At 49.8% G+C, this 18,777-nt stretch carries 18 protein-coding genes and 1 pseudogene; 5 read left to right on the top strand and 14 right to left on the bottom strand.

Going from position 1 to position 18,777, the window contains the following annotated elements; genetic code table 11:
- The 7 genes and pseudogenes from WJM45_RS10495 to WJM45_RS10465 all read right to left on the bottom strand — a co-directional run bounded on the left by WJM45_RS10495 (position 1) and on the right by WJM45_RS10465 (position 6,127).
- Complete coding sequence (locus WJM45_RS10495; RefSeq protein ID WP_341328874.1) at positions 1-318, bottom strand: circadian clock KaiB family protein; 318 nt, start codon at positions 316-318, stop codon at positions 1-3.
- Entirely contained in the window at positions 315-2,057 is a 1,743-nt protein-coding gene (gene kaiC / locus WJM45_RS10490; protein WP_341328873.1) for a circadian clock protein KaiC, read from the bottom strand. The genes WJM45_RS10495 and kaiC overlap by 4 nt, the downstream gene beginning before the upstream one ends.
- Positions 2,054-3,130, bottom strand: a complete 1,077-nt coding sequence (locus WJM45_RS10485; protein WP_341328872.1) for a PAS domain-containing protein — start codon at positions 3,128-3,130, stop codon at positions 2,054-2,056. The genes kaiC and WJM45_RS10485 overlap by 4 nt, the downstream gene beginning before the upstream one ends.
- Positions 3,111-4,223, bottom strand: coding sequence for an HD domain-containing phosphohydrolase (locus tag WJM45_RS10480; protein ID WP_341328871.1), 1,113 nt, complete (start codon positions 4,221-4,223; stop codon positions 3,111-3,113). Before WJM45_RS10480 ends, WJM45_RS10485 begins: the two co-directional genes overlap by 20 nt.
- Before the next feature lie 142 nt (positions 4,224-4,365).
- A pseudogene (locus WJM45_RS10475) lies at positions 4,366-4,670 on the bottom strand (helicase-related protein); the annotation flags it as partial.
- A gap of 581 nt (positions 4,671-5,251) precedes the next feature.
- Positions 5,252-5,566: a pyrimidine/purine nucleoside phosphorylase gene (locus WJM45_RS10470; RefSeq protein ID WP_341328870.1), complete on the bottom strand. Its 315-nt coding sequence runs from the start codon at positions 5,564-5,566 to the stop codon at positions 5,252-5,254.
- Positions 5,567-5,743: 177 nt separating this feature from the next.
- On the bottom strand, positions 5,744-6,127 hold the full coding sequence (locus WJM45_RS10465) for a hypothetical protein (RefSeq protein ID WP_341328869.1): 384 nt from the start codon (positions 6,125-6,127) through the stop codon (positions 5,744-5,746).
- A 327-nt stretch (positions 6,128-6,454) separates the two neighbouring features.
- On the opposite strand from WJM45_RS10465, the gene hrpA reads away from it, so the two are divergent.
- Positions 6,455-10,342, top strand: coding sequence for an ATP-dependent RNA helicase HrpA (gene hrpA, locus WJM45_RS10460; protein WP_341328868.1), 3,888 nt, complete (start codon positions 6,455-6,457; stop codon positions 10,340-10,342).
- A 1,092-nt stretch (positions 10,343-11,434) separates the two neighbouring features.
- On the opposite strand, the gene WJM45_RS10455 is transcribed toward hrpA, so the two are convergent.
- From WJM45_RS10455 to smpB, 6 genes are all read right to left on the bottom strand, one after another.
- On the bottom strand, positions 11,435-11,797 hold the full coding sequence (locus WJM45_RS10455; protein ID WP_341328867.1) for an exosortase system-associated protein, TIGR04073 family: 363 nt from the start codon (positions 11,795-11,797) through the stop codon (positions 11,435-11,437).
- A 185-nt stretch (positions 11,798-11,982) separates the two neighbouring features.
- A complete protein-coding gene (locus WJM45_RS10450; RefSeq protein ID WP_341328866.1) occupies positions 11,983-12,384 on the bottom strand; it encodes an exosortase system-associated protein, TIGR04073 family in 402 nt (133 codons plus the stop codon).
- A gap of 125 nt (positions 12,385-12,509) precedes the next feature.
- The gene (locus WJM45_RS10445) at positions 12,510-13,082 is read right to left on the bottom strand and encodes a class I SAM-dependent methyltransferase (RefSeq protein ID WP_341328865.1); all 573 of its coding nucleotides are present in this window, start codon (positions 13,080-13,082) and stop codon (positions 12,510-12,512) included.
- Complete coding sequence (locus WJM45_RS10440; protein ID WP_341328864.1) at positions 13,048-14,127, bottom strand: FAD-binding oxidoreductase; 1,080 nt, start codon at positions 14,125-14,127, stop codon at positions 13,048-13,050. The genes WJM45_RS10445 and WJM45_RS10440 overlap by 35 nt, the downstream gene beginning before the upstream one ends.
- A 38-nt stretch (positions 14,128-14,165) precedes the next feature.
- The gene (locus WJM45_RS10435; RefSeq protein ID WP_341328863.1) at positions 14,166-14,519 is read right to left on the bottom strand and encodes a HopJ type III effector protein; all 354 of its coding nucleotides are present in this window, start codon (positions 14,517-14,519) and stop codon (positions 14,166-14,168) included.
- Positions 14,520-14,867: 348 nt separating this feature from the next.
- Entirely contained in the window at positions 14,868-15,353 is a 486-nt protein-coding gene (gene smpB, locus WJM45_RS10430) for an SsrA-binding protein SmpB (RefSeq protein WP_341328862.1), read from the bottom strand.
- 103 nt (positions 15,354-15,456) lie between these two features.
- On the opposite strand from smpB, the gene WJM45_RS10425 reads away from it, so the two are divergent.
- Genes WJM45_RS10425 through WJM45_RS10415 form a run of 3 tightly spaced genes read left to right on the top strand, consistent with a single transcriptional unit; the run spans position 15,457 to position 17,529 of the window.
- A complete protein-coding gene (locus tag WJM45_RS10425) occupies positions 15,457-16,818 on the top strand; it encodes a sodium-dependent transporter (RefSeq protein ID WP_341328861.1) in 1,362 nt (453 codons plus the stop codon).
- 2 nt (positions 16,819-16,820) lie between these two features.
- Entirely contained in the window at positions 16,821-17,252 is a 432-nt protein-coding gene (locus WJM45_RS10420) for a type II toxin-antitoxin system RatA family toxin (RefSeq protein WP_125219487.1), read from the top strand.
- A gap of 7 nt (positions 17,253-17,259) precedes the next feature.
- Positions 17,260-17,529 carry an RnfH family protein gene (locus WJM45_RS10415; RefSeq protein ID WP_341328930.1) on the top strand — a complete coding sequence of 90 codons (270 nt, stop codon included), beginning with the start codon at positions 17,260-17,262 and terminating at the stop codon, positions 17,527-17,529.
- Positions 17,530-17,585: 56 nt separating this feature from the next.
- On the opposite strand, the gene bamE is transcribed toward WJM45_RS10415, so the two are convergent.
- A complete protein-coding gene (bamE, locus tag WJM45_RS10410; protein WP_341328860.1) occupies positions 17,586-18,053 on the bottom strand; it encodes an outer membrane protein assembly factor BamE in 468 nt (155 codons plus the stop codon).
- Between the two features lie 277 nt (positions 18,054-18,330).
- Here bamE and fur point away from each other — a divergent pair, with 277 nt between their 5' ends.
- A complete protein-coding gene (gene fur, locus WJM45_RS10405; protein WP_328285801.1) occupies positions 18,331-18,750 on the top strand; it encodes a ferric iron uptake transcriptional regulator in 420 nt (139 codons plus the stop codon).
- The last annotated feature ends 27 nt before the right edge of the window (positions 18,751-18,777 follow it).

The raw sequence follows: 18,777 nt of genomic DNA, 5'->3' as shown, positions 1-18,777 counted from the left end.
TCATGGGCTGACGCGCAGATCGAGGCCGACCAACACTCGCTCGGTGTTGAAAAGGTCGCCGATAATCTTGCGGATCGGCTGCGGGAGTTTGCGCACCAGCGTCGGTAGGGCGAAGATCTGCTCGTCAGCAGCCAGTTGCGGATTCTGCAGAAGGTCAATGACCTCGATGCGGTATTGCCCCTCGAGATGCTCTTCGCAGATGCGCTTGAGGTTGGCGAAGGCGGTTAGCGCCTTGGGAGACTCTCCGGCCACATAGAGGCGCAGCTCCCATACGGGGTCGGCTGCCTTGGTAGCACTTTCTGGTTTTGCTTTGGTCATTTCGTTTTCTCCTGATGGTTGGCTGCGGCGGCATCGGCATGACGGATACGGCGCATTGCGGCCATGTCATGCTCCAAGCGTTCGCGGCGTTGCTCGCCCTGGCGGATGAGGCGTTTGACTTCCACCTCGGTGGCGGCAAATTCGGCGCGCAGCGCGGCGATTTGACTTTCCAGCATGTGGCGTTTGTATTCAAGGGCTGCCTGCTGTTCTTCCATATCCAGCTGGGAGGCTTCGAGTTCCGCCCGTTCCTTTGCTTCCTGCGCCAGTCGCGCAGAGCCGGTCAACACGCCGTCAAGGCCGACATACACATCCAGCAATTCCACGCCGCGTTCCGTGAGCTTAAACTCGCGGATCTGGTTCGAGTGCGCCATGCCGCGCGATTTGAGGACATACATTCCGCGGTTGCATTCGCCGTTCTGCTCGATGTCGCGCAATAACAGCCAGGTGTCGATCAAAGAGGAGATTTCCATGTCGGTATATTCCGGTGCGCTGCCGCCAGTGGTCAGGTAGACCAGCATCGCGGTGATCCCCTTGACCTTGAGATAGTCCACTAACCGGATGAGCATGGACTTGACCTGGAACGGACTGCTGGCCGCGCTGAAGCTGCTGATCGGGTCCACGATCACGACCGAGGGTTGAAACTCATCGATTGCCTTGAGCATGGCGGCGAGGTGCATTTCCAGGCCATATAACGATGGCCGCACCGCCTGCAAGCGCAACAATCCATTCTCCAACCACGGCTGCAAGTCCAGTCCGATGGAGCGCATGTTGCGCATCAACTGGTTGGGGGATTCTTCGAACAGAAACGACAGGCAACGCTCCTCGCGCCGGCAAGTGGCGTCGGCCAAGTGCGCCGCCACGCTGGTCTTGCCGCAGCCTGCCGTGCCGGAGATTAGGATGCTGCTGCCGCGGAAATACCCCTGGCCGCCGAGCATCGTATCCAGCCGCGCGATGCCGGTGGGGATGCGTTCCATGGAGACTTCGTGATTCAGCCCGAGCGAGGTGACCGGCAACACAAAGATACCCTGTTCATCGATCAGGAACGGATATTCGTTGGTGCCATGCATGGAGCCCCGATATTTTGCCACGCGCAGGCGCCGGGTGGACATCTGCTCGCTCACGCAATGGTCGAGTATGATGACGCAATCGGAGAGATATTCCTCGATGCCGTGGCGCGCCAGGATAGCTTCACCGCGCTCGCCCGTGATGACGACGGTGACGTTTTTGTCCCTGAGGAAACGGAACAGCCGGCGCAGCTCCGCACGCAGAATCGCTTGATTGGGCAGGGCCGAGAATAGCGCTTCCACGGTGTCCAGTGCCACACGCTTCGCGCCGATCGAGTCGATCGCGTGGCCCAAGCGAATGAACAGCCCGCCGAGATCGTATTCGCCAGTCTCCTCGATCTCGCTGCGCTCTATGGCCACATGATCCACCAGGAGCTTCTTGTCGGCGATCAAGGCCGGCAGATCGAAGCCGAGCGAAGCAACGTTCTTGGCGAGGTCCGCAGAGGTTTCCTCGAAGGTCATGAACACGCCTGGTTCACTATAGCTCACCGCGCCGTGGACCAGGAACTCCATCGCCAGGAGCGTCTTGCCGCAGCCGGCGCCGCCGCACACCAGCGTAGGCCGGCCCGTGGGCAGGCCGCCGCCGGTAATGTCGTCCAGCCCGCGAATGCCGGTAGGAGATTTGGGAAAGAGACTGGAGATCTGATCGGGCAAGGTCTTCATAGTTTTTTTCATGCCTTGTTCTCATCACGGTTGTTGGTTTGTAACGGGTCGGTGGAAACGGATAGCTTCTCGCTGCCGTCTTGCCCAAGGAACGCGAGCGCGTAGGGCGGCGGCTCGCCCAGTCGTCGCGAGAGTTCGTTGATCTTATGCTTAAGTTCGATCATGCGCATCTCGCGATCGGCGGCAGCTTTGTTGAAGCGGGTCAGTTCGTCATTCTTACACTTCAGATCCTCCTCAGCCTGTTTACGCTCGGTGATGTCCGCAATTGTTCCGATGACCTTGACGACGCGGCCGTCCTCCTTGATAGCCTCTGCTATGGTGCGGATCCAGATACGTCGTTGGTCAATCCGAGTCAAAGGGAACTCCAGGTCGTAGGCAATCCCTTCTTCAGCACAGCGGCGGAACGCGGCCTCGATGATCGGCCGATCGCTGGGATCGTAGCAGGCCAAGCTTCGTGCGATGTGTTTGGGCGACCCGGCGACGAGTTCGTTGGTCTGCATGTCATGGATACGATAGGTCTCGTCAGTCCAGGTCATGGTTTGCCGCTCGTTGTCCCACTCCCATCCACCGACGTGGACGAGCCGCTGAGTGGCCTCCAGCAGCACGAGGCTCCGAGTGGCTGCCGTTTCTATACGTTTACGCTCGGTAATGTTTTCAAACACGACGCCGACATGGTTATCGGGCAACGGGAACGCACGAACCGCGAATGACGCCAACGGGACCCGGTCATCCCCATAGGTGATGTCTTCGAAGCTGTTGGCTATCTGGCTGCGAACTACTTCGGCGTAGCGCTGAGGAATGCCTTTGGCGCGCAGGCCTGGGAAGTTTTCGTCAAGTGTCTTGCCAACGACGTCTTCCGGACTGAGGCCAGTTAGGGTCTTGACTATCGGATTGGCGTAAATCATGCGTAAGGTTCGGTCGTCTGACACGTCTTCCTGATGATAAATGTATAGCCCGACCGGGATGTTCTCGGAGATCAGCTGCGATCGTTGCGGTTTGTCTTCGATGCGCCGCGATGCCAACGCATTCCGGGTTTGGTAGTGCATATCTGCACTTGTGGCGATATCAGGGATGAGCGGGTTCATGATGGCCTGCGACGAAATCGCAATGGCGCTCGGCAATGCGGACGAATTCCGCAAAATTCGCCAGGAAGGCATCGACGACATCGGGATCGAAATGGCGGCCACGGCCCGCAGCGATGATGTCGCGCGCGGCTTCGCAGGGCATCGCCGGCTTGTATACGCGCTCCGAAATCAGCGCATCGAAGACATCGGCCAGCGCCATGAAGCGGGCAGCGACGGGAATGGCTTCTCCGGCCAGGCCATCGGGGTAGCCGCTGCCGTCCCATTTTTCATGGTGCCAGTGGGCGATTTGTTTGGCCAGCACGAGAAAGTCCAAGGGCATGTCAATGTCGGCCTCGGCCTTCTCGATAGCCACAGCGCCTAATCTGGCATGGGTTTTCATGATTACCCATTCGGCCTCGGTGAGCCGGTCGGGCTTGAGTAGGATCGCGTCGGGAATGCCGACCTTGCCGATGTCGTGAAGCGGGGCCGACTTGGTCAGCAGGTCGCAGTAGCGCGGGGTGAGCACATCGCTGAAGCGCGGGTGTTGCCGCAAGGCCAGGGCGAGCTGGTGGACATAGGCCTGGGTACGCAGAATGTGGTTGCCTGTTTCGGGGTCGCGCGTTTCGGCCAGGTAGGCCAAGGCGCGAATGCTGACCAGTTGGATCAGGTCATTTTCGTGCATGCGCCGCGCCACCTCTTTTTCCAGCAGAACGTTGCGGTCGCGCAATAAGTCGCGGCCGTACTTGGCGTCGAGCTGAGTCCGCACGCGAGCCAGCAAGATACCGGGACGAATCGGCTTGGTCAGGTAGTCGGCGGCGCCCAGTTCCAGTCCATACTCCTCGTCGGCTTCGTCATCGAGTGCCGTGACGAAGAGCACCGGGATGTCGCGAGTCGCCGGTTCGGCACGTAGTTCCCGCAGGACTTCGTAACCATTCATGTCCGGCATCATGACGTCGAGCAGAATGAGGTCGGGCGTCTGAGGAGGCAGCGCCGCAGCTAGGCAGCGGCGGCCCGAATTGGCTGCACGCACCTTGTAGCAAGGTTGCAGAAGCTTCGACAGCACCGCAAGATTGGTTGGCTCGTCGTCGACGATCAGAATGGTGGGGTCAGGCATCTGGGCTCCTCAGCAAAAATATTAACGTAATTGTAGTCATTTTCTTCGCGGCATGAATGGTGGGCCAATTTGTTCACTTAGCCTTCTGCCGATAACGCGGAGAAAGCCGGTTCATTCGTAGTCAAAAGAGGTAGCACAAATGGCGTTGAATCTTGCCTCGATGACTGTAACGGCCGATACGCGCATGCTCGGTATCGTTTGCGCAACGTATGCTCGGTACCGTTAATGTGGTTTTGGCGACATGGGTCGCGCGAGGATGATGCGTTGCCCGCCTTTAGGCTTGAACACCCGCTCCTGTTCGGCAACGCTCAATTTCGAATACAGCGGCGGAATTTCGTAGCCGGTCGGATGATGCTTGCGCAGCGACTCGGCCGTTTCGAAGATTTACCGCTCGCCGCTTAAAAATATTAAAATATCGCCGCGCATGTCACGCGCAAGTTCGTCGACCTGCTAAATTTGACATTTTTAAGTAAGCTAAAGTTTCAAGTTGCACTTCTTTGCATGGCAAACACAAACAATTTTCATAGACCTCAACTATTTGATTTTTTTATAAACCAACCTCAAAAAGGGATTTACAATATCCAAAATCCTTAGATTGTCAAGTCTTACTTTCCCGTATTTTTTGACCTCCGATGAACAGGTCGGGGTTGCCCAACAAACGATTCAGATTTTGATCTGCGTTGCTTACAAAATCTAATCTTATTCGTTAGGTTTCAGAGAAAACCAGGCGCTTAAACGGCGGTGCTGTGGCCCGGGGGATATCAGGTCGTTGAATGAGATCACCAATGACTGCTTTGCAGCATTTAGGATGCTATCGAGATCATCAAAAGCTCATCGCCCGTCGCCTGGAAAAGTGTGAATCTGATCGGTATTGACTTTACGCAAGAAAACACCAAGGTTGATATCGATGCGTTGGCGGCGCGATATAATGACCCTGATTTCTCGCGTAAGTCTGTGGAAGAAGTGAGCGGGTTTTAACACTAGCAATTGCTAATTATTACCTTTTCGAAGGTATGCGCCAAAATAGTCTATTTAAAATAAGAACAACAATAATCGGTAGGGCTTTTGATGTTAATTTGAAATTGCGCATTCGCAGGAATGTCGAACGAGTCGCCCCCCTTAACTTTTTGCCATTGTTCGGAGCCTGGCAATAATACTTCAAGTTCTCCGTCGATTATTTCCATCAATTCTTTATCGACGGTGTTGAACGTGTATTCTCCCGGCAACATAAAGCCTAAAGTTTTGATGCTACCGTCGCTAAATTTAACGGTACGGCTCGTGATATTACCGTCATGATAGACGTTAGCTTTTTTGACGACAGAAACATTATGGAATTCCGACATGGCGATCCTTTATTATGCAGAGTAAAAAGGAGGCGATTTTAGCAGACTTTTGGGAAGCTCTAAATGAAAAAGTAGGTGGGCTTGCGGTGAGCGAGTGGTCAGGAGGGAATTTAACGCGGGATGAGTTTGGTTAAGCTTGGGCAAGCTATAGTTGCCCAAGCGCCTGTTTAACTTAAATCAATAATCGGCTTTAACTTCTTGATAGCCTTTAATTGCTTCCATTAAAGAAGCCTCGGCTTGAGCTTTGTCGCCTTTTCTGACGGCTCTACGTGCTTTTTTCAAATGAGCTGCAGCTCTGGTTCTTTTGACATCCAGCCTGCCAACTTCAATGCGCTTAGAGTCTTGACGCGCTCCTTTAATCAGTTCCAGTACAGTTTCGTCAGCTTCGCCGTTTTTCAGTGCAGCCAAAGCATCCTCTGACTTTTGCGCGGCGCCTGCAATAGCTGCGGCGACTTCTTCCGGTGTTGCATTCTCAATCTTTCCTGCGGCCATGACCTGATTAAAGCTACCTATGGAAAGAGTGACGGCGAGAGCGATGACGATCTGTTTTAAAAATTTCATGTTCTAGTTTACCTTTTGTGAGTTAATAATTTTGGCTATTGCTAAAACCTCGGGTTTACGATCGCAGGTAAGACGCGTGTTCCGCAAACCTGATGCGCTATAGTGCGTCTTGTCTAACTTTAGCCAATGTAGGGCCTTGCCATGAGCAAACCTTCACGCTAAGACCTTACAAAATCCATAGTAACACACTCAGAAATATTTACTTAGTAATTCTTACAATGAATGACAAAATCATGCTGTGATCCATAAATTTACAAAGTTAACTTGGTCAAATCTCTAAATGATCAAGTTTAACGTTATAATGCTAATTTTTATCGCCTAAAGCGAATGTCTATACACGCACAATTCAAACAGCTTGCCCATCGATTACCGGAATGTCTGAATCAAGACCGCTATCGCCTGAAACGCCAACTCGACCGTCTGCGCCAAGATGTTAAAAAAGGCAAGGACTCGGTCGACAAGCTCGCTGACTTAACCAGCCGCATCGAACAATCGGCGGCATTGTTTTCGAAACGGCGGGCGTCGATTCCCGCGATCTCATTTCCCGATTTGCCGGTCAGCGGCAAAAAAGACGAAATCGCGCAGTTGATTCGGGACAATCAGGTCGTTATCGTCTGCGGCGAGACCGGTTCCGGCAAGACCACGCAATTGCCGAAAATCTGTTTGTCGATCGGCCGGGGTTCTGCCGGCTACATCGGTCACACGCAGCCGCGCCGCATCGCCGCGCGCACGGTTGCGGACCGCATTGCCGAGGAGTTGGGCGAACCGGTCGGCAAATCGGTCGGTTACAAGGTTCGTTTTCACGATCAAACTCGCAAGGAATCGTTAGTCAAATTAATGACTGACGGTATTTTGTTGGCCGAAACGCAAAACGATCCGTATTTGAATCAGTATGATACGATCATTATCGACGAGGCGCACGAGCGTAGCCTGAATATCGATTTTTTACTCGGCTACATGAAATGGCTGCTGCCGAAGCGTCCCGATCTGAAATTGATCGTCACGTCGGCGACGATCGACCCGGAGCGTTTTTCAAAACATTTCGCCGATGCGCCGATCATTGAGGTATCGGGCCGCACCTATCCGGTTGAAATTCGCTACAGGCCAATAGACCAGATCGAGGAAGATGACGAAACGACGGCCGATCTGCAACAAGCGATTCTCGATGCCGTCGACGAACTGTCGCGCGACATGCGCGGCGATATTTTGATATTTTTGAGCGGCGAGCGGGAAATACGCGAAACGACCGAATCGCTGCGCAAGCATCATCCGACCGGATACGAAATTCTGCCGCTGTATTCGAAATTGAGCGTCGCCGAACAGGAGCGGGTGTTCAAGCCGAAAGGCGGTCAGCGCATCGTGCTCGCGACCAACGTCGCCGAAACCTCGCTGACGGTGCCGGGCATCCGCTGCGTGATCGATACCGGACACGCGCGCATCAGCCGTTACAGTCATCGCAGCAAGATTCAACGTCTGCCGATCGAGCGCATCTCTCAGGCCAGCGCGAATCAAAGGGCAGGGCGCTGCGGCCGCGTCGCGGAAGGCATCTGCATTCGCCTGTATTCGAAGGAGGATTTTCAAGCACGTCCGGTATTTACCGAGCCGGAAATTTTGCGCACCAATCTGTCGTCGGTAATTCTGCAGATGATTGCGCTTAAGCTTGGCGATATCGAGGATTTTCCGTTTATCGAGCCGCCCGAGGATAAGATGATCCGCGACGGCAAGACGATGCTGCATGAGGTCAATGCGCTCGATAAGCAGGGTCATTTGACCGAAGTCGGCAAGCAGTTGGCCAAACTACCGACCGATCCTAAATTGGCCAGGATGCTGTTGGCCGCGGCTGAATATCAATGCCTCCATGAGGTATCGATCATTGTCGCGGCGTTAAGCATACAAGATCCGCGAGAAAAGCCGGCCGAGAAGATGCAGCAGGCCGATGCGAAACACGCCGTTTTTCGTCATGAAGAATCGGATTTCATGACGCTGCTGAATCTGTGGAACCATTTCGAGGAGCAGAAAAAGCATCTGTCGAACAACAAATTGCGCAAATACTGTAAGGATCAGTTTCTGTCCTATGTCCGCATGAAGGAATGGTTCGACATTCATGCGCAGATCATGCAGGTGATCAAAGGCGAATTGAAACTCAAACCGAACATGATCGAGGCCGGTTACGGCGAAATTCATCGCGCGTTGTTGCCGGGGCTGTTGTCGAACATCGGCTTCCGGCACGAGCAATACGAATATCTCGGCGCACGCGGACTCAAGTTTTTTATTTTTCCGGGTTCCGGTCTGCACAAGGCGCGTCCGAAATGGATCATGGCCGCCGAACAGGTCGAGACCAGCAAGGTTTACGCGCGCACGGTCGCCCGCATCGAGCCGGAATGGATCGAGGCTTGTTCCGGGCATCTGGTCAAGCGCAATTACTACGATCCGCACTGGGAAAAAAAGGCCGGCCGCAGCGGCATTTACGAGCGCACGCTGTTATACGGATTGACACTGCAGGCGAAGCGTAAAATTCCTTACGAACACGTCGACCCGAAGGCTGCGCGCGATTTCTTTATTCGCTTCGGGCTGGTCAATCAGGATTATCAGACCAATGCGCCGTTTTTCAAGGCCAACCAGCAACTGCTCGAAGAAGTCGGTTATATTCAGCATAAAGGCCGGCGTGTCGATTTGATCGAAGACGAGGAGTGGCTGTATCAGTTTTACGATAAAAAAATTCCCGAATCGGTCGTCAACGGCATTACGTTCGATCAATGGCGTAAGAGTGTCGAACGCGAAAATCCGAAGTTTCTGTTTTTGACCAAGGAGGATTTGACGAGGGAACAGGATGACTTCATCAACGAATGGGATTTCCCGGATAGCAAAAAAGTCGGGCGCCTAACCTTCGCTTTGCAATATCGCTTCGAACCGGGGCACGACGAAGACGGCGTGACCGCGGTCATTCCGGTGCATCAACTCAATCAAGTGAGCGCGCAACCCTTCGACTGGCTGGTGCCGGGCATGCTCGAGGAAAAAATCATCGCTCTGATCAAGTCGCTGCCGAAACAGCTCCGCAAGCATTTCGTGCCGGTGCCGCAGACGGCGAAGCAGTGTCTCGAAATCGAGCCTGATTTCAAGGGTTCGCTATTTGAATGGCTCGGCATGCGTTTGCGTAAGTTGACCGGCGAGGCGATTCCGTTGACCGAGTGGCATCCGGAAACCCTGCCCGAACACTTGACGATGAATTTCCGTATCGTCGACGAGCACGGTAAGTTGTTCGACTACGGCCGCGATCTAAAAAAACTGCAGGATAAATACGCAGTCGAGGCCGGCGATAGTTTCGACAAGAAAGCCGCCGATGAATTGAATTTTACCGGCTGCATTCAATGGGCCTTCGACGATTTGCCGGAAACCTACGAATTCATACACGAAGGTCAGTCGTTCATCGGTTTCCCGGCGATCGTCGACGAAGGTGATGCGGTCGGCGTCAAGATTTTAGATACATGTGAAAAAGCCGACCGATTGCACAGAGCCGGATTGACCCGGTTGTTCCAATTGCAGTTAAAGAAGGAAAAGACTTATCTGACGAAAAATATGCCACATAAGCCGGCTGCGGAGCTCTTCGTCAATCAATTGCCGGAGCATCCGTTGTTGAAGGATTATCAAGGTGTTTCATACAAGGAAGACTTGCTCTATACGGTGTTTTCGGAATTGTTCGTCGGTGACCTTTCAATCAGGTCTCAGTCGGTTTTCGAACAGCGCATTCGAGAGCACAAAGGCGAACTGGTGTCGTTTGCGAACGAAGCGGGCAGAATCGTGCTGGACATCGTCGAGAGCACTGTTGCGATTAAGAATCGGTTGTCGCGTTTGCAGCAGGACAACGCGACGGTGCTCGACATCAACGAGCAGTTGAGCCTATTGATTTATTCGGGATTCATTCGCAATACGCCGCTGACGCAACTCAAGCAAATACCGCGGTATCTGAAGGCGATCGATTACCGTATCGATAAAATCGTCGGCGATGCGCCGAAAATTCCGCTCGTGCAGCGTTATTGCACGCGCTACTGGAAAGAAGCCGCGAACCGGGCCAAGAAAACCGTCGTGCTGCCGGAACAAGAGGCGTTCCGCTGGATGCTCGAAGAATTTCGCGTGTCGGTGTTCGCTCAGCAATTAAAAACGCCATATCCTATTTCGGAAAAGCGCATGGAAAAGGCCTGGGATCAGCGGCAATAGTTCGGAGTCGCTACGAGTTGTGCACAGCATAAATCAAGGACTTATCCAACTTGTTTACATAACCCATTGAAACATCAAGTTTCAATGTAAGTCATTGATTTTCATTTTAATAAGCTGCCTGTATCGATTTTGGACAATTTAACTGAAGCGCAATAAATCCGGTACTTTAGTGAGTAAAAAAACAATCAATCCACAGAGTTATCCACAGCTTTTGTGGGTAACTCTGTCTTTTTTAGTCGACGAAATGCCTCATCAAAAAGCTACGATAAGCTTCGAGCGGGAAACGATTTTTTTGAATACATTTAAGCACGTCTCCTGTTTTCGGAAAGTCGAATATACCTTTCACACTTCAACTTCCGGCAGTGCCGGAGGAGGCCTCGGGTGCTCGGCCCTTCACCTAACGTTAGGTGAGGAACAGCATAGAGTCTCCATGGACGTATTTACTCCCTTTATACTCAAAAAGCGGCTAACTTTATGAAGGTATGGGGTGTGGCTGGCGAGGATGTCGGCAGCAGGGATTGCTGCCGTCAAGCCCCCATGGATGGGTTTACGGCGGTCCTCGATAGACATATCCCATACCTTTTTTCTTAGACGGTTTTTCGATCAAAAGGGAGTACCCAGCACCTAAATAAGCCATGATTTTGAATCATTGCCAAAGACCTATGGAATTTAGGTGCTGGGTTCACGGCATCCTTTAACGGGCACCCCGAGGCCGAATTTTCATCTACGATGAATATAAAAGGCGAAAGTCAGCGGCAATGGTTCGCTGTCGCCCCGAGTTGTTCACAGCACAAATCAATGACTTGGAAATCTTGTTACGATAAGTCTTTGAAACCCGTAAAAATCATATAAGTCATTGATTATTTGTCGAATAAGATATCTGTATCGATATTGGACAGTTTAACTCAACCGTAATAAAACCGGCACTTTAGAGGCTCAAAAAACAGCGAATCCACAGAGTTATCCACAGGTTTTGTGAGTAACTTTGTTGAAACAAACTGTATCAACCAGAAGAGAATTTAAAGGAAGTGAGTAAATAGGAAGGGCAGACAAAAAACTCCCCGAAGGACTCCGGGGAGCAATGTTAGCGATTTACTTGAAAGTACCGCCGTAAGACGTAGTTTTGTCGAATTCAGACCAAACGTACTTGGGCTCTACCATGCTTTTGGTTGGAATCGGACTGGTTATCACGTCAAAGACTCCGGATGCGGTTCTTCCCAATGTATGCAATGTTCCGTTGATCAAGCCGCCCGTTGGGCCAATGATGTAGTTGGTTTTGTTGCTGGCATCGACAATGTTTTTAGGGATTTCGCCGAGTCCGGTAAAAATATTGGCGAATCCAGTCAAGAACTTGTCGCCCACTTGGCTAAAGTAGCTTTCCTCTGCTTGGCTGGCAGGAGCATGGACGCCGAATACCAAAACTAATGTCATCGCCAACGGTTTTAATTTGTTCATTAAAAATCTCCAATGTAAGTGCTGTAACAGCATAGAGGAACCGATAAAGCCACTTCAAAACAAAACGCGCCAAGGTTTTCAGGGCGTTTGCATATGATCATCGGGCTCCCGCCGCAAAAGTACTTGTCGGTTGCTGTCTGAGTTATTTGCACAGAATTAGCTAGTCTATCGTGAAGGGAAAAACGTTAATTTGTTTCCAAGATTTCTAATGAATGCGTTTCAGACTCCTTGAAAGTACCGCCGTAAGACGTAGTTTTGTCGAATTCAGACCAAACGTACTTGGGCTCTACCATGCTTTTGGTTGGAATCGGGCTGGTTATCACGTCAAACACGCCGGAAGCGGTTCTACCCAAAGTATGCAATGTTCCGTTGATCAAGCCGCCCGTTGGGCCAATGATGTAGTTGGTTTTGTTGCTGGCATCGACAATGTTTTTAGGGATTTCGCCGAGTCCGGTAAAAATATTGGCGAATCCGGTCAAGAACTTGTCGCCCACTTGGCTAAAGTAGCTTTCCTCTGCTTGGCTGGCAGGAGCATGGACACCAAATGCCAAAACTAAAGCCATTGCGATGGGTTTGAATTTATACATTGATTCTCTCCGTTGTAGTGATAAATAGTATCGTATCGCTATTTGAGAGTATAGAGTAATCGATATGGCCGGTCAAAGGCCTAACATATAAAACTTAAGTGACGCTTAACTCTTGTTCTAGAATTTTAGGCTGGGTTAACGAGATATAGACGGGGCATACTCTTTTGATTTTCCTGACTGTTGATGCATAACTTATCATAGCGAGAGCCATCCAAATCGGCGCACCATTTGTCGACTTCATCGGCTTCTTGATCGCCGCCGGAATGGCCCGGATAGGCAAGTATCGTCAATAATCCATCCGGTGCAAGCACTCGAAGAGCCTGATTCAGCGCGGCAATCGTCGTATCGGTTCGAGTGATCAGCAATTTGTCGCCGCCTGGAAGATATCCCAGATTGAACATGACCGCTTTGATGCGCCCGTGAAACTGTGCGGGAATCGTATTCGTCATTACCGCATGACTCACCCTAAATAGTTCAAACGGCGTTTCGACTTTTCCCTGTTCGAGTCTGCTCCGCGTTTGATCGATCGCGTTTTGTTGAATGTCGAACCCGAACACGATTCCGCCGGGACCGACATGCCGTGCCAGAAACAGCGTATCATGCCCGTTACCGACCGTGGCATCGACCGCGTAATCGCCGGCTTGCAATACAGTCTGTACGGCTTTATGCGCTTCGTGAACCAAGGAAATGCGTTTCATAATATCGTCGGATGTTGCAGTGTTTATCCAAGTATGAGCCGTTAAGCAAGACATCGGCCAAATGACGGCTGTACCACGGAATTTGCAGGCTGCCCTTGGCGCCGAAACCGTTGAATACCCAAAGCTGGGGATTTGCGGGATGCCGGCCTAGAAAAGGCATTCGGTCCGGCGTGCAGGGGCGGATGTTGGCTTGTTGATCGACGATGCGCGTTTTGGATTCGAAACGTGAATCTATCTTGGCAAGCGATTGAATCAATCGGTGCTTGGCCTGCTCTGTAATGGTTGTATCTGTGCAATGCCTGTCGAATGTCGCACCGGTCCGGCAACGATTTTCCCCGATGGGAATCAGCCAGTTTCCGAAATTGATGATTTGTTCCGGTAGAGCAAAGTCGCTTTCGATGGTCAGTATCTCGCCTTTGACCGCCTGCAACGGTAGCCAGGAAAACCATGGGTTATAGATTAAACGGTATCCTTCGCAAAAAACTATCTGTTTCGGCTTGAATCCCAGCCGATAGAAAGATTCAAACACTTGTGTACCGCGAAAATCGAACGTAAATTTTCGATAGCTGTCGAGACCGATAAAGAAGTCCCGCAAAGCGTCGAGCAGCGGACGAGTATTTAGATAGCCGGTTTGTTTTTGCTCCAATAACCGACGGCAGTCTTGAAACGGATAAGCGAATGACTCTCGTGGATGTATTTTCGATAGGTAGGTGTTATATTCCGGGTCGCTCAAGCGTTTTTGGCTTTGCTTAACTTCGGCCTCGTTGCACAGCAGGCGAAACATCGTTTTTTCTACGAGGAAATTTCGGGCGAAGACTTTCGACAGACGGCTGTAGAGCGCTTTCGCTTCCGGCAAACAATCGTCGACCCGATCGGATTTGACCAGGCGTATGCCGGTAACAGGATTAATGAGTCCGGCCGCGACTTGCGAAGCATTTTCGCGGCCGTCGTCGACGACCATGACCCGTGCGTTGCGTTGTATCAGCTCAAAGGCAAGCAGGCTTCCGGCCAGTCCTTGTCCTACGATCAGAAAATCGATATCCATTTGCTTTTAGCCGCAACGCAGGCATCGCTCCGAAACGGCTATTTGAGCGTGAGCGGCATACTTTTGAATTGTATGCCTTGCCAGCCGTAGCGCATGAAATTTCGAATATTTTGATGACCTGTTCCGGTCGGGTCGTTCAACACGTCCAAGCGGTAATAATCGCCGAAGAGCTTCAGGGTTTGTTGCTCGTCGAGTGCGTTCATTTTCGCGAACGCGAAAATTTTGCAGGAGCCTTCGTTTGAACCGGCTTTATTGATCAATTCATTATCTTCGAGGCCGTTGCAAAATTCGGCAGGTTGATATTCGTAGTGTTCGGCAATCACGGCCATCGTTTCATCGAAACCGACCGGTTTATTGGATTTTAATTTGTCGAGAAATTCAGTTAAAGTCATTGTTATCGATTGTTATGTTAACCCAGTATTAATATTTTCTGGATATAAGTTTTTGAATATTAAAAAAATAATAAATTTTATAGCACTATGATGCCATTCCAACCTTATTTGTAAAAACTGAGAGAAAAGCTGTTTCCCAAACTCTTGTTTGAGCGACCCGTCACGTAAGCTCTTGCTTACCGGTTTCGAGAAGCTCATGCCCTGAGCTTTTGTCGAAGGCTTGCCCTGAGCCCTTGTCGAAGGGGGAGAGCTTCTTGTGCTGCATTCCCAAGCAAAGAGCTTGGGAACGAGCGACAGGCCGAAGTACTTCCATCCGTTCACTGCTTACTGTTAACCACTAACTATATTCTAAGCGTGTTTCATCAAGCGCTCTTTTTCACGTTGCCAATCTCGGTCTTTCGACGCCGTACGCTTATCATGCAGTTTTTTGCCTTTGGCCAGGCCGATTTCAATTTTGGCTCGGCCGTTTTTCCAATAGAGTGATAGCGGAATTAATGTATAGCCCTTACGCTCCACGCTGCCGATTAACTTGTTCAGTTCCTGGCGATGCAGCAACAGTTTTCGGCCGCGTATCGAATCCGGATTGACGTGTGTGGAAGCGGACAATAGTGGTGAAATGTGCGCGCCGTAAAGCCAAGCTTCGCCGCGTTTGATTTGTACATAACTTTCCTTTAGTTGCGCACGGCCCTCTCTCAGGCTTTTGACTTCCCACCCCTCTAAAACTAAGCCCGCTTCGAAGCGTTCTTCAATAAAATATTCGTGCGTAGCCTGGCGATTTGTAGCGATGGTATTGTTTTGCGACTTGTTTTTTTTCTTCGATTTTTTATCGGCCATGGCGTGTTAAGTGGATTTATAAACTGACGGGATCTAATAATTTTGGTATTTTACTCGATTTATCGATAATTATTCAGCTTTATAGCAAAGAACAGGCACGGAAATGACGCAAACAAAGAAATCAATTCATGGTGAATGGTCGTCGCGCTTAGCATTCATTTTAGCGGCAACCGGTTCGGCGGTCGGTTTAGGCAATATCTGGAAATTTCCTTATATTGCGGGAGAAAACGGTGGCGGAGCTTTTGTTATCGTTTATCTGCTTTGTATTCTGTTGATCGGCCTTCCGATTATGATGGCGGAAACGCTCATAGGTCGCCGCGGACGGCAAAGCCCCATCAATACGATGTCGGATTTAGCCGATGAGGCGAATGCCGATCCTAAATGGCATTATGTGGGTTGGTTGGGCGTTATTTCCGGATTTTTGATCTTGTCTTATTACAGCGTAGTAGCCGGTTGGGGTATCGCCTATGTTTTCAAAGCTTTTTTAGGCGGCTTTTCAGGCGTGGACGGCACAGCAATCAAGAATACTTTTAGCAGTCTAATGAGCAGTCCGCTGCAACAGATTTTTTGGCATAGTATTTTTATGTTGGTAACCATGCTAGTGGTATCGAGAGGGGTAGCCGGCGGCTTGGAGAAAGCAGTCAGATTTTTGATGCCCGGTTTGTTTATTATTTTAATGTTGCTGGTTGCATATGCGATGACGACCGGATCTTACCAACAAGGCATTAACTTTTTGTTCAATCCGGATTTTAGCAAAATTACCGGTCAAGCCGTTTTAACCGCAATGGGACACGCGTTTTTTACATTAAGTCTAGGCATAGGCGCGATCATGGTTTACGGCTCTTATTTACCGAATAGCATTTCGATTGCTCGGACGAGTATCTTAATCGCCGGAGCCGATACTGCTGTTGCCTTATTGGCCGGTATCGCCATTTTTCCTATTGTTTTTGCAAATAACTTGGAAGTTGCTGCCGGACCCGGGTTGATTTTTCAAACGCTACCAATTGCATTCGGCAATATGACCGGCGGTTGGCTATTTGGCATTTTGTTTTTTGTTTTGCTGGTTTTTGCGGCGCTTTCTTCATCAATTTCGCTAATCGAGCCGGCTGTTGCGTGGCTGGTCGAAAATAAAGATGTCGATCGCAAGAAAGCATGTGTTTGGGCCGGTCTTGCAACTTGGGTTGTAGGATTAGGCACGGTCTTTTCTTTTAATATATGGTCGAATTTTAAAATTTTCGACCGAACCATTTTCGATTTATTGGATTATTTGACGGCAAATTTAATGTTACCCATCGGCGGTTTCTGTGTGGCCGTTTTTGCCGGTTGGATCATGAAGCCCGATGATAGCGAACACGAATTGCGCAGTTCCAAGCCGATATATTATCAAATCTGGTGGTTTTTGGTTCGCTACGTCTCTCCCGCAGCAGTTTTTTTGGTATTTTTGAATGTGGTTGGAGTACTTTAAAAATGGTGTTGGTACAAAAAAGCGCGCTGGTTAAATACTCCGCGCAAAAGATGTTCGACCTAGTCGATAATATCGAAGCGTATCCGGAGTTTTTACCCTGGTGCTCAGGCAGCAGGATTTTGTCTCGCAAGGACGATGTTGTCGAAGCCGAATTGATGATTGCCAAGGGAGGTTTCAAAAAATCGTTTGCAACCCGTAACCAACTGGACCATGGCGGTCGGATTACGATTGAACTACTGAACGGGCCATTCACGCACCTGGAAGGCAAATGGGACTTTATGCCTCTGCGTGAGGATGCGAGTAAAATTTCATTGGATCTTGAATTCGAAATGTCCGGAAAATTAGCGAGCCTGGCTTTCGGGGCTGTCTTTAATCAAATATGCAATACTATGGTGGCCTCGTTTACCGAGCGTGCAAAGGAAATATATGGCTGAAAAATTCATTCGAGTAGAGGTCGCTTATGCTAAACCGGAACAGCAGGTTATTTTAAACACTACAGTACCGGAGGGTGCAACAGTCGAGGAAGCTATTATAAAATCCGGGGTTATAACGCGCTTTCCTGAAATCGATTTGTCTCAAGCCAAGGTGGGTATTTTTAGTAGCGCCTGCAAACTGGATCGGGTACTAAAGGAGTTTGACAGGGTAGAAATTTACCGACCCTTGCTGCACGACCCTAAGGAGTCAAGAAGAAGCAAGGCTGCAAAAGAATAAGTGATTGGCTTGTAAAATTCCTTCAGAAAGTTCAACGCTCTGAAGGAATTCTTGATCTAATTAATCCTGGAGGATGAAGTCAGCGGATCATTGTCGATTGTGTTGTTGTCGGTCGGTTTTTTGAACTCGATCGTGCTACTTGATGTTTCATCGCTACCAAACACACCGGTTATTTTTTCCCAAACTGTTTTATCCAATTTCCGCTTGGGCAACACAATCGTTGTCTCGTGTGAAACTCGTTCTGTGGGCTTTGAGCTGGGTCTGAAATCGCCTTGCACTCCTATCAATTGATCCTCATCAAAGAGCAGCGTCACTTTTTTTTGCAGTCTAGCTCCGCCTTCCAATTGTTCAGAAAAAATATAATCCCAGCGTTGCTTTTGAAAAGGGTCGAGCAACATGGGCGAGCCCATGATATATAAAACCTGGCGCTTATTCATGCCGGGACGCAACTGGTCGATGATTTCCTGGTCGATCATATTGCCTTGTTGAATATCCAAAGTATAGACACCCGGCAAGTTTTCCATGATGGTTGTACATGAGGCGAGTGTAAAGCTTGCTAGGAAGCATGAAAAGACAAGCGGCTTTTTCATTTAGCGTCTAAGGGATAAGCAAAACAGCAATCTTACATCAATTGCAATAATTATCCTAGAATGCAGTTCTGTACTGTTAAACTGTATGCTCATTACGAGTAAAAAAAGGCTACAATAGCTTTTTGCTTTTCAGTTCGCTACATTTTCTGGTACCTACTAGATTTAATTTATCCCGGAAAGCAAAACGATCCATTTTTTGATAGGAGATTTTATTTTGGAAAAACAAGATTTAAGGGACGCAGGCTTAAAGGTCACTCTACCTCGCGTTAAAATTCTTGAAATTCTTGAAAGCCAAAAAGACGATCGTCATCTAACTGCCGAACAGGTTTACAAAATTCTGTTGAGTGAAAATGAAGAAATCGGGCTAGCCACTGTTTATAGGGTTTTAACTCAATTTGAAGCCGCTGGTTTGGTTGCAAGACATCATTTCGAAGGTGGAAATTCGGTCTTCGAACTAAATACTGGCGGTCATCATGATCACATTGTTTGCGTCAAATGCGGAAAAGTCGACGAATTCACCGACCCGGTCATCGAAAGCAGGCAAAAAGAGATTGCCGACAAGCTGGGTTATGAATTAACCGATCATAGCTTGTATTTATATGGATTGTGCGTTAATTGCAAAAAATCCTAATTCCGTCCATCCTCTATCCATCACTGA

Origin of the sequence: Methylotuvimicrobium sp. KM2 (assembly GCF_038051925.1) — a bacterium.
Taxonomy (GTDB): Bacteria; Pseudomonadota; Gammaproteobacteria; order Methylococcales; family Methylomonadaceae; genus Methylotuvimicrobium.
The sequence above is the reverse complement of the archived record's forward strand: the minus strand, read 5'-3'. Positions and strand labels throughout refer to the sequence as shown.